This window comes from Parabacteroides sp. HGS0025 (genome assembly GCF_000969845.1).
In the GTDB taxonomy this organism is placed as follows: domain Bacteria; phylum Bacteroidota; class Bacteroidia; order Bacteroidales; family Tannerellaceae; genus Parabacteroides; species Parabacteroides gordonii.
This window is the reverse complement of sequence record NZ_KQ033902.1, coordinates 4,352,139-4,363,393: the sequence shown is the minus strand read 5'-3', so window position 1 is coordinate 4,363,393 and position 11,255 is coordinate 4,352,139. Positions and strand designations below refer to the sequence as shown.

Sequence of the window (11,255 nt, the reverse complement as noted above, 5' to 3'; positions counted from 1 at the left end):
TGTATTAATTGAACTTAGTAGAATAGAAATTCAATCCTCTTTCCTTTGGGGTATATATAGGATGCCGTATTAATTGAACTTAGTAGAATAGAAATCTTGAATAACGGAAACGGCAGAGTTTGCCAGGCTGGGTATTAATTGAACTTAGTAGAATAAAAATATAGGAGAACTTTCTTTGATGTATATGCCGTCGTGGGCGTATTAATTGAACTTAGTAGAATAGAAATCATCGAACAGGTTTTGCCCCTCACACACTACATATTGTATTAATTGAACAAACAAGTCTCAACTAATATAATATAGAATGAATTAAAATATGGGGTTTACAGCCTTAATTGTATCCCTCCACCAATTTTTTGTATCTTTGTCCCTCAAAGTAAAGTACAAAAGGCAGTATGATCAGTTATTTACAGATAGACGGACTGACCAAGAGCTTCGGCGATTTGGTTCTTTTTGAGGATATTACATTTGGGATTGCACAAGGCCAGAAGGTGGGGCTTATCGCAAAGAACGGTACAGGTAAAACAACTTTACTGAATATCATTGCCGGGAAGGAGGATTATGATAGCGGGGCGGTTGTGTTCCGTAACGACCTGCGTGTCGGTTATCTGGAGCAGACACCGGTTTATCCCGAAGGACTGACTGTTCTTCAGGCCTGTTTCTATTCTCCGAATGAGACGGTTCGACTGATCGCTGAGTATGAAGAAGCGATGGCCAGTGACGATCATTCCAACCTGCAGGATATCCTGATGCGTATGGATAACCTGAAAGCCTGGGATTATGAACAGCGTGCCAAACAAATCCTTTCACAACTGAAGATCACAAACTTCGACCAGAAAGTGGAACATCTGTCCGGTGGACAGTTGAAACGGGTGGCACTTGCCAATGTCCTGATCACCGACCCGGAGCTGATCATCCTCGATGAGCCGACCAACCACCTTGATCTGGAAATGACCGAATGGTTGGAAGGATATCTGAGCCGTGCGAATATCAGTATCCTGATGGTGACGCACGACCGTTATTTCCTGGATCGAGTATGTAGCGAGATCATTGAAATAGATCGTCAGCAGATATTCCAATATAAAGGAAACTACAGCTATTACCTGGAGAAACGCCAGGAACGTATGGAGACGATGAATACGGAGGTAGAGCGAGCCAATAACCTGTTGCGTAAAGAATTGGAATGGATGCGCCGTCAGCCGCAGGCACGTGGCACGAAAGCCAAATATCGTATCGATGCTTTCTACGAACTGGAGAAGAAAGCCAAGCAGCAACGGGATAACGGAAATGTGAACCTGGATGTGAAAGCGTCCTATATCGGTTCGAAGATATTTGAAGCGGAGCATGTGACGAAAAGCTTTGGAAACATTAAAATCGTTGAAGATTTCAATTATATTTTTGCCCGTTTCGAGAAAATGGGTATTGTCGGTAATAATGGTACCGGGAAGTCTACCTTTATTAAAATGCTGATGGGGGAAGTGGAACCGGATAGCGGTCGTTTCGATGTGGGCGAAACTGTTCGCTTCGGTTATTACAGTCAGGATGGCTTGCAGTTTGACGAACAGATGAAGGTGATCGATGTCGTACAGGATATTGCCGAATATGTCGATCTGGGCGACGGAAAGAAACTGGGTGTTTCTCAGTTCCTGAATTATTTCCTGTTTACTCCCGAAAAACAACATAGCTATGTTTATAAACTGAGTGGGGGAGAGAAGCGCCGTCTTTATCTGTGTACAGTCCTGATGCGTAACCCGAACTTCCTTGTACTGGATGAGCCGACCAACGACCTGGATATCGTAACGCTGAATGTGCTGGAAGAATATCTGCGTAACTTTAAAGGTTGTGTGATCGTTGTTTCGCACGACCGTTACTTTATGGATAAGGTTGTCGATCATCTGCTGGTATTCCGTGGCAATGCCGACCTGAAAGATTTCCCCGGTAACTACACTCAATACCGCGACTGGAAAGAGGTACAGGATCAGTTGGAGAAGGAAGCGGAAGCTGCCCGTCAGCCCAAACAAGCTCCTGTCCCCGAAAAGAATAACCGTCCGCAAACGGAACAGAAAAAGAAACTTACTTTCAAGGAACGGAAGGAGTTTGAAGCATTAGAATCCGAAATACCTGCTCTTGAAGCTGAAAAGGCAGAACTGGAAACAGCTATGAGCAGCGGAACCCTTAGCAATGACGAACTGATGGCGAAATCGGAACGCATAGCCAAAGTGATCGACGAAATAGATGAAAAGACAATGCGTTGGCTCGAACTGAGTGAATTAGCCTGATGAACGAAACGAAACCGATACTCTGGAACCGGAATTTCATTCAGTGTTGTATCTCTTATTTCCTGATGAACTTCTCCTTCTACATGCTGATGCCGACTATGCCGGTTTATCTGGTGGAAGTGCTGAAGATCGATCCGTCGGAGGTGGGAGTGGCTCTTTCCAGTTACTCGATAGGTCTGTTATGTGTCCGTCCCTTCTCGGGGTATCTGGTGGATTGTTTTTCCCGCAAACCGTTATATCTGTTTGCTTTTATGGTCTTTGCCTGTATGTTTGCCGGTTATCTGTTTGCAACGACGGTGCTGACTATTATGGCTGTCCGTTTTATACAAGGTGGATTTATGGGAATGACGTCCGTTGCCGGGAATACCATTGCGATCGATGTGATTCCATCCAAACGGAGAGGGGAAGGAATGGGCTTTTATGGATTGACGATCAACCTGGCGATGTCTTTATCTCCGCTGGTTGCCGTGGCTGTTTACGATAGATATGGATTTCATCCTTTAGTGTTTGCCGGAATGGCGATAGCATTGGTCGGCGTCGGTTCTGTCAGCCTGATCCGTTATCCGAAGCGGGAGAAACTGCCGAGGCCACCTTTTTCGCTCGACCGTTTTATACTTGTGAAAGCCTTACCGACAGCATTGGCTTATCTGTTAAGCGCCATACCTTATGGAATGGTTGTTTCTTTTGTGGTGCTGTACGGTAAAGAGATCAATGTGTCCAATCCCGGTTACTTCTTCATTTTTATGGCGATTGGGGTTGGTACGGCTCGTCTTATATCCGGCCGTCTGGTCGATCATGGAAAGATACACATGGTTTCGATCAGTGCACTGGTCTTTCTAACGCTCTCGTTCGCTGTCTTTGCCTTGTTCCATAATGAAATAGTCTTTTTTGCCTCGGCACTGGCAATCGGTATCGGTTTTGGTATTTGTGTCCCCGCTATCCAGTGTCTATTTGTAAATGTTGCTCCGCATCACATGCGTGGAACGGCAACTTCTACTTATCTGACTTCTTTTGATTTCGGCGTTGGGATCGGAATGCTTGCCGCCGGCTTTATCGCTTCGTATGCCAACCTGGCAACCGCTTATCTGGTCGGATCGGGTTGCTGCCTGGTGTCTCTTTGCGTTTATCTGCGGTGGGTGAGACCGTCGTATGAGAAGCATAAGTTGGTTGATTGAATTTTATACTTGCCTGATTAGATTTGTTTCTTTTGTTTATATTTGTGCTGTGGTCTTGTTTTTGGGGCTGCAATGATAATGTAAAATGTCGGGTACATGAAAAACATTCTGTTAGCCATCTTTTTACTGACATATACCTGTTTGCCGTGTTTTTGCCAGCAAACAGTCGATGAGGCCTGGGTTACTTCTATTAATAAAGAATATGCAGCCTTTCCTTCCGAGCTTATCTATCTCCAAACCAGTAAAGGTATTTATGAGACAGGAGAAGACCTTTGGTTTAAAGCTTATCAATTGAATTCCCTGTCTTTTACATTCTCCAATCAAAGTCAGACATTGTATCTGCAAATGATAAATAATAAGGATAGTATCGTTTGGCAAGAGAAATATCCGGTAGAAAACGGTATGGTATTCGGTCATGTTTATGTCAGTGAGAAGCTGGCGGATGGTGATTATTTTCTGGAAGCTTATACCCGTCATTCTTTTCATAGCGACACAACAGGAATTATATCTTCACGTAAAGTAAGGATTATCAAAAATATAGCTCATGATAATCAACAATCGGAAGATGTAGGAAAAGATAGTTTACGATTTGATGTTTTTCCGGAGGGAGGGAACCTGGTTTCGGGTTTGTCTTCACGTGTGGCGTTTAAGGCTACAAATGGCAAAGGATATCCGGTAGAGGTAAAAGGTACTTTATATCAAGATGATACTCCGGTCACCCTATTTGAAAGTAGTCATGACGGAATGGGGGTTTTCTTTTTTACTCCTGATGCTGAAAAGAAGTACCGGATAGAGTTAGAGGATGGTGTTTGTTATTCTTTACCGGAGATTTGCCCACAAGGAATGACTTTAAGCCTATCCAAACAAGACAAGAAAAATCTGGAGTTTTTTATCTCACAAACCGAAGGTTCTCCTGCTCAGGAAGTTTGTCTGGTAGGACAAATTCGTGGGATGATTTGCTGTGTAGCAAAGGGAGTATTGAAGGATCGGCTTAAAATAAAAATGCCGCTTAGTGAGTTCTTTTATCAGGGAATCGCAGAGTTTACCTTGTTTAATGGCGATATGCAACCGGTTGCGGAAAGGTTGGTTTATGTGCATCCGGAAAAGAAGCTACAGATAAATATTGAACCGGATAAGAAAACATATACCCTTCGTGAAAAAGCCACATTGAAAATAAAGGTGACGGATGGGAATGGAGTACCAGTGAAAACGAATCTGGGTCTCAGTGTATTTGATAAGGCATATATCAATCCGGCAGATCCTGTAAATATATTGACGCATTGTTATCTATCCTCTCAGATACGTGGAAAGATTCATAATCCGTTTTATTATTTCGATGAAAAGAATAAAGACCGTATGCAGGCAATGGATTTATTGTTGCTGACTCAGGGATGGAGGCGGTATGTCTGGAATATAGAATATGCTCCCGATAATGAAAATCTGTTTTTGTCTGATGAAATAATAGGTATACAATCTATTCATAGTAAGAAAAAGAGGAAAGAGGCGCAGGGGACGGAACAACTTATTCAGATATCCGGTGCAGAGGGAAATTCATTGTATGTATGGGCTGACTCAACCGGCTCTTTTACTGTCGGTACGGATATATTGAAGGAACTTCGAGGCGGTTATGTATATTTGAAACCGATGTTGTCGAATGAACATAAGCCTCAACTTGAAATAGAAGATTATTTTCCGCAAATCGATCGTCTAAGGAAAAAGAAACAGAGATATTACCCTATTATGGATATTTCTCAGTCTGTAAAAGAACAGATTCTCGATATGCCGGTCGTTAGTAATGATAGTACAATTTTACTAGATGAGGTAGTTGTTACCCGTAAAGCAAGTAGACCTTTCAGGGATAAGTTTATGGGACGTTTAGATAGCTTGGCACAGATGGATGTAGGTATGCCTTGGGTCTGCCCGGATGGACATTTGGAAAATTATAAAGACGGATATACGGTACATCATGACCCCCGTTATTGTCCCAATGCAAATATCGTTCCTCTTGAAGAACGAAGTAAACCGGTAGAGGGTAAAACGTATCGAATTATTAAACCTAAATATTTCGATGGAGGAAAATGGTTTATTGTGGAAGACGAACAATATGTCGTTTATCACGGTCCTATTTATTCGGAAGAAGAACTTCTCCGTCGGAACAACCTTTGGCGTGCCAAAGGCTACTACGCTGCCCGTGAATTTTACCAACCGGACGAAATAGATATGCAATTGTCAACTCCCGATGCCCGTAATACTTTGTTATGGCAACCTTCCGTCATTACGGACGAAAAAGGCGAAGCAACAGTTTCGTTTTATTGCTCGGATATTAATACCGGATTTGTGGGAATAGCGGAAGGTGTCGATGGAACGGGACTGCTCGGTACTGGGAAATGTGAGTTCAGGGTAGTTAGGAATTTTAATTGAATATAGCGCTCATAATAACGAATTATTTTATCAATGGAGGTAGATCGCAAAGATTTAGTTGAGCACTACGGTACAATGGTCGCTACCATTGCCCATCGGATGATTCAGAACAGGGAGATTGCGAAGGAGGCGGCTCAGGAAGTCTGGTATGAGGTTTTCAAGAGTCTGCCTTCGTTCAATGCTGATTCTGAATTATCGACCTGGATTTATACGATTGCCAGACGGACTATTTCACGGTATGCCCAAAATGAAAAAGTGGCGACATTGGTGAAGCTGGAACAATTCAGGGCCTTACAGGAAATCGAATATTCCGGTTCTGATGAGGAACGGAAGGAATGGGTAAAAGAGAGATGCGACTGGTGTTTGACGGCATTGAATCATTGCCTGAATAATGATGCCCGGCTGATCTTTATCTTTAAGGAGAATGTAGGGCTTTCTCATAAAGAGATCGGAGAGATCATGGAAATGTCGGTAGAGAATGTCCGTAAGATATATTCCCGTTCCATTGATAAGATCAGCCATTTCCTGACCGATACCTGTCCGCTCTATAATCCTGCGGGAACCTGTAAATGCAGGATTTGTAAACAGGTCTTTTTTATCGACCTGGATAAAGAATATACCACAGTTGCCAAAATGATACGGCTGGCCGACCTGTATCAGAAGTTTGAGAAAGATTTGCCCCGGAAAAATTATTGGGAAAAATTTCTGGACTGAGTTGTCACAATCTCTACACTGTTACTCACTAATTATAATGTATAACTTAAAAAGTAACATTATGATGAGTAAAATTGAATTTTTGAGAGAGCAAATCATTGAAGCACGGAATTTTGTAAACCGTCTGATTTCAGAAATGCCGGAAGAGCTATGGTACACAATTCCGGAAGGTACGGATTCAAACTTTGCCTGGCAGGTCGGACATTTGTTGGTTTCACAGAATTTTCATGCTATTACAACGATAACCGGAGTAAATGAAGATATTAAACGGCAGATACCTATCGCCCGTTATAATAAAATCTTTAATGGTATGGGGACTTTGCACCGTTCTGTTGAAAGAGACTTTGTTCCCACTTCGGCATTAAAGGAACAACTGGATTTCGTGCACGATATTTGCCTTGCGAACCTACTGACTCTTAACGATGAAATCCTGAACTCCCCCCTTGAACCAATTCCGTTTAAGCATCCCGTTGCCGATATAAAGTACGAAGCCTTGTCTTGGTGCTTCAAGCATGAGATGTGGCATAGCGCCGAGATGGAAGCAATTAAAAGGGCTCTAGGCTATCCGATTGTCTGGATGAAATAATAAAACCTGTTCGTGAACAATGTTGTAAAACATATTGTTATATACATGAAAACAATAATATGAAAAGAATGAAGGAGGCAGCGGCCTCCGGGTTTAGGTTTATTAATTTAATGTTTAGGTATTATGAGACGTTTAGGTATGGCTGTTGCAGCCATTTTATTATGTGCAACTGTAGGTTTTGCACGCGAGAACCGAAACAAAGTGAGTAAAGAACCGTTTGCTATTAACTTTGAGAAATTGAGTCATTATTTACAATTGACCCCTTCTCAGTCGGAAGAAGTAGCAAATATAAATGAATATTTCCTTGACAAACAGAGTGAAAGTCTCCGGTCGGGTGAAAAACGACGTGAAGAAAAGATGCGTCAGGCTGTTTATGGAAATCTGAAATTGATGAAGAAGGTGTTGACTCACGAACAGTATCGCAAATATGTGACATTGTTGAATGTAACGAACAATAATAACCGTGCTTTGAGCCTTTAATAACGAAAGGATCCGGGTGGAAATGCATCCGAGAAGCGGTTACTTAAAATAGATAGAAGAGATTGCATTAATTGTTGATGCAGTCTCTTCTTTTTTTATATATCTTTGCGACACTTAAATAACAAATAATGGTTTATATTTATTATGAAACAACTAAGTCTTCCTTCTAATGCTACTTTGAAAAGTGCTGTTGTCGACTACTCTTTTATTGTGGTCGGGGCTTTTCTTCAGGCACTGAGTTATGTGCTGTTCCTTGCTCCCTTTAAGATTGTTCCGGGAGGGTGTTATGGTATTTCCATTGTGATACATTATGTAACGAAAGGGGTTTTCTCTATTTTTCCGGATGGTTTGCCGATGGGTGCTACCGCCTTGTGCTTTAATATCCCGTTGATGATCCTGGCAATGAAAAAGATCGGTCTGTCGTCCGGCCCTAAAACGATTGTGACATTCCTTTTGATCTCCATCTTTACGGATACCCTATCGTATTTTTGTGGAAATGAACCGTTGGTGGAGAATGATACTTTCATCGCCTGTTTTTACGGAGGTGCTATCTTGGGAATTGGTGTAGCGTGTATTTTTAAAGCGCAGAGTACAAGTGCCGGAACGGATGTGCTGGCTCGTGTAATTGCTAATAACTCTAATCTGAAAGTAAGTAATATGATCATTCTGCTGGACTCGGCTGTCGTTCTGCTGGGGTTGATCGTTTTCAAGGATTGGGCTGTTCCTTTGTATTCTTGGTTCACCATTTTTGTGTATGGAAAGGTGGTTGAAATGTTCCAGACGGAGAACCCGAACCGTGCCGTATTTATCGTGTCGAAAAAGACGCAAGAAATCAAGGATCTTATTGTCGGTAAGATGGGTATGCGTGGTACTTTCCTGCATGGACGGGGTATGTATGAAGGAAAAGAGAAAGAGATTATCTTTACGATTGCCGAACGTAAAGACATGCCGCGCTTGAAAGACGAGATCAAAGAGATCGATCCGAATGCCTTTATTTCTACGATGCACGCAAGTAAAGATTCGCCTCGTCCCGGGATATAATCCTGTGATTATATTTGCATGGTATCACAACTTACGTTACTTTTGTAGCATTTTACAATTGAACAGAAAGATATATTTACAAATTATTAGTACATAATGCCTAATATCTCACAACGGGGAGTAGACATGCCGGCTTCTCCCATTAGAAAACTCGTTCCGCTAGCCAACAAGGCTAAAGCAAAGGGTACTAAAGTGTACCATCTGAATATCGGTCAACCGGATTTACCTACTCCTGAGGTCGCGATGGAGGCCATGCGCCGTATTGATCGTAAGGTTCTGGAGTATTCTCCCAGTGAGGGAATACGTAGTTTCCGTGAGAAATTGGTGAAGTATTATGCGAAGTTCAATATCCATGTAGATGTTGAGGATATTATTATCACTACCGGTGGTTCGGAAGCTGTATTCTTTTCTTTTATGGCTTGCCTGGATCCGGGGGATGAGATCATAGTTCCTGAACCGGCTTATGCCAATTATATGGCATTTGCTATTTCCAGCGGAGCGGTTATTAAGACGGTACCTTCTTCTATCGATGAGGGGTTTGCCCTTCCTTCAGTGGAGCGGTTTGAAGAACTGATCACACCGCGTACGAAAGCGATCCTGATCTGTAACCCGAATAACCCGACCGGTTATCTTTACACGCAGAAGGAAATGGATCAGATTCGTGATATCGTAAAGAAATACGATCTGTTCCTGTTCTCGGATGAGGTGTATCGTGAGTTCTGTTATACAGGTGCTCCTTATATCTCGGCTTTCCATTTGAAAGGGATAGAGAATAATGTGGTGCTGGTCGATTCTGTTTCGAAACGTTACAGCGAGTGCGGTATCCGTATCGGTGCGCTGATCACGAAGAACCAGATGGTGAAGGAAAATGTTATGAAATGGTGTCAGGCGCGTTTGAGCCCTCCTCTGGTCGGACAGATCATTGCCGAGGCTTCACTGGATACGTCTGAAGAATATATGCTGGAGGTGTACAACGAATATGTGGAACGTCGTAAATTCCTGATCGACGGACTGAACCGTATTCCGGGTTGTTATTCTCCGATTCCAATGGGTGCATTCTATACCGTAGCCAAACTGCCGGTCGATGATGCCGACAAGTTCTGTGCCTGGTGTCTGGACGAATTTGAATATGAAGGACAGACAGTTATGATGGCTCCGGCTTCCGGTTTTTATACGACGCCCGGTCTGGGAAAGAACGAGGTACGTATTGCTTACGTCCTGAAAAAGGAAGACCTGGCCAATGCACTGGTTGTTTTGGCAAAGGCACTGGAGGCATATCCGGGAAGAGTTTTATAAAAAGGGATAGATGAATTGAACTTAGAACTATTTATAGCACGAAGAATTCATTTCAGCAAGGAGGGTGATCGTCAGGTCACACCTCCTGCTGTGCGTATTGCCATGATCGGTATTGCGCTCGGTTTGGCGGTGATGATCCTTTCTGTGGCTATTGTCATTGGTTTTAAGAAGGAAGTTCGCAATAAAGTGATCGGTTTCGGATCCCATATCCAGATCACTAACTTTGATAATAACAGCTCTTTCGAGTCGACTCCGATAGCGGTAAGCGACTCTTTGCTCGAGGCACTTCATTCGTTTCCCGGAGTTCATCATGTAGAAGCTTATGCTACGAAGATGGGCATAATGAAGACCGACAGTGATTTTCAGGGAATTGTCCTGAAAGGTATCGATACGGATTATGACTGGTCGTTTTTTCGTAATAACCTGAAAGAAGGGGAAATCCTTTCAATTAATCCGAATAAGAATTCTACCGATATTATTATTTCCAGATACTTGTCTGATCTACTTGGACTCAAAATGGGGGACTCTGTCCTGACTTATTTTGTGCAGGAAGATGTCCGTGCCCGTAAATTCACTGTTACGGGGATTTATGAAACCGGCTTTCTGGATTATGACAAGTTGTTTGTCCTGGCCGATATCAAGCAGGTTCGCCGATTGAACGGTTGGGAAAAGGATCAGGTCAGCGGTTTGGAATTGCTGGTCGATAATTATGATGATCTGGATCAGGTGGCTGAAGACCTGTATTTCGATCTGGTAGAAAAGCAGGATCGTAAGGGGAATACTTATTTTGTCCGTTCGATAAAAGAGATGAATCCCATGATCTTTAACTGGCTGGATGTGCTGGATGTGAATGTGGTGGTGATACTTGTCCTGATTTTTGCTGTCGCCGGATTTACCATGATCTCCGGTCTGCTGATCATTATATTGGAGCGGACTAATATGATCGGAATCTTAAAGGCTTTAGGGGAAAACAATACCAGTATCCGTAAAGTCTTTCTTTATATCTCCTTTTTCCTTATCGGCAAAGGGATGCTTTGGGGGAATGTGATCGGTATTGCTATCTGCCTGATACAGTCTCATTTCCATCTTATAACCCTCGATCCCTCTACTTATTACCTGGATGCAGTACCCATCGATCTGAATATCCTCTCGTTGGTTCTGCTGAATATCGGCACATTATGCGCTTCCATGCTGATGATGCTCGGCCCATCTTACCTGATCACAAAGATCGATCCGGCTAAGAGTATCCGTTTTGAATAATCC

9 protein-coding genes and 1 CRISPR repeat array are annotated in these 11,255 nt (G+C 42.8%); all 9 genes read left to right on the top strand.

What is annotated here, in order from left to right:
- Position 1: 1 nt before the first annotated feature.
- Positions 2–287: direct repeats of the CRISPR family, unit length 24 nt; unit sequence GTATTAATTGAACTTAGTAGAATA.
- Positions 288–395: 108 nt separating this feature from the next.
- The 9 genes from HMPREF1212_RS16925 (at position 396) to HMPREF1212_RS16885 (ending at position 11,252) form a co-directional block, all read left to right on the top strand.
- Positions 396–2,279: an ABC-F family ATP-binding cassette domain-containing protein gene (locus HMPREF1212_RS16925; RefSeq protein WP_028727910.1), complete on the top strand. Its 1,884-nt coding sequence runs from the start codon at positions 396–398 to the stop codon at positions 2,277–2,279.
- Positions 2,279–3,454, top strand: coding sequence for an MFS transporter (locus tag HMPREF1212_RS16920; protein WP_046150125.1), 1,176 nt, complete (start codon positions 2,279–2,281; stop codon positions 3,452–3,454). The genes HMPREF1212_RS16925 and HMPREF1212_RS16920 overlap by 1 nt, the downstream gene beginning before the upstream one ends.
- Before the next feature lie 96 nt (positions 3,455–3,550).
- Positions 3,551–5,875 carry a hypothetical protein gene (locus tag HMPREF1212_RS16915; protein WP_046150124.1) on the top strand — a complete coding sequence of 775 codons (2,325 nt, stop codon included), beginning with the start codon at positions 3,551–3,553 and terminating at the stop codon, positions 5,873–5,875.
- Positions 5,876–5,908: 33 nt separating this feature from the next.
- Positions 5,909–6,589 carry an RNA polymerase sigma factor gene (locus HMPREF1212_RS16910; RefSeq protein ID WP_028727906.1) on the top strand — a complete coding sequence of 227 codons (681 nt, stop codon included), beginning with the start codon at positions 5,909–5,911 and terminating at the stop codon, positions 6,587–6,589.
- A 64-nt stretch (positions 6,590–6,653) separates the two neighbouring features.
- On the top strand, positions 6,654–7,175 hold the full coding sequence (locus HMPREF1212_RS16905) for a DinB family protein (protein WP_046150457.1): 522 nt from the start codon (positions 6,654–6,656) through the stop codon (positions 7,173–7,175).
- Positions 7,176–7,298: 123 nt separating this feature from the next.
- Complete coding sequence (locus tag HMPREF1212_RS16900) at positions 7,299–7,655, top strand: hypothetical protein (RefSeq protein ID WP_046150123.1); 357 nt, start codon at positions 7,299–7,301, stop codon at positions 7,653–7,655.
- A gap of 144 nt (positions 7,656–7,799) precedes the next feature.
- Complete coding sequence (locus HMPREF1212_RS16895; RefSeq protein ID WP_046150122.1) at positions 7,800–8,696, top strand: YitT family protein; 897 nt, start codon at positions 7,800–7,802, stop codon at positions 8,694–8,696.
- 96 nt (positions 8,697–8,792) lie between these two features.
- Entirely contained in the window at positions 8,793–9,992 is a 1,200-nt protein-coding gene (locus HMPREF1212_RS16890) for a pyridoxal phosphate-dependent aminotransferase (RefSeq protein ID WP_028727899.1), read from the top strand.
- A 15-nt stretch (positions 9,993–10,007) separates the two neighbouring features.
- Entirely contained in the window at positions 10,008–11,252 is a 1,245-nt protein-coding gene (locus HMPREF1212_RS16885) for an ABC transporter permease (protein ID WP_046150121.1), read from the top strand.
- Positions 11,253–11,255 lie beyond the last annotated feature (3 nt).

Bases quoted from the DNA above. Each gene is read 5' to 3' on its own strand.
- HMPREF1212_RS16925 (WP_028727910.1), top strand. From the start codon at position 396: ATGATCAGTTATTTACAGATAGACGGACTGACCAAGAGCTTCGGCGAT.
- HMPREF1212_RS16920 (WP_046150125.1), top strand. From the start codon at position 2,279: ATGAACGAAACGAAACCGATACTCTGGAACCGGAATTTCATTCAGTGT.
- HMPREF1212_RS16915 (WP_046150124.1), top strand. From the start codon at position 3,551: ATGAAAAACATTCTGTTAGCCATCTTTTTACTGACATATACCTGTTTG.
- HMPREF1212_RS16910 (WP_028727906.1), top strand. From the start codon at position 5,909: ATGGAGGTAGATCGCAAAGATTTAGTTGAGCACTACGGTACAATGGTC.
- HMPREF1212_RS16905 (WP_046150457.1), top strand. From the start codon at position 6,654: ATGAGTAAAATTGAATTTTTGAGAGAGCAAATCATTGAAGCACGGAAT.
- HMPREF1212_RS16900 (WP_046150123.1), top strand. From the start codon at position 7,299: ATGAGACGTTTAGGTATGGCTGTTGCAGCCATTTTATTATGTGCAACT.
- HMPREF1212_RS16895 (WP_046150122.1), top strand. From the start codon at position 7,800: ATGAAACAACTAAGTCTTCCTTCTAATGCTACTTTGAAAAGTGCTGTT.
- HMPREF1212_RS16890 (WP_028727899.1), top strand. From the start codon at position 8,793: ATGCCTAATATCTCACAACGGGGAGTAGACATGCCGGCTTCTCCCATT.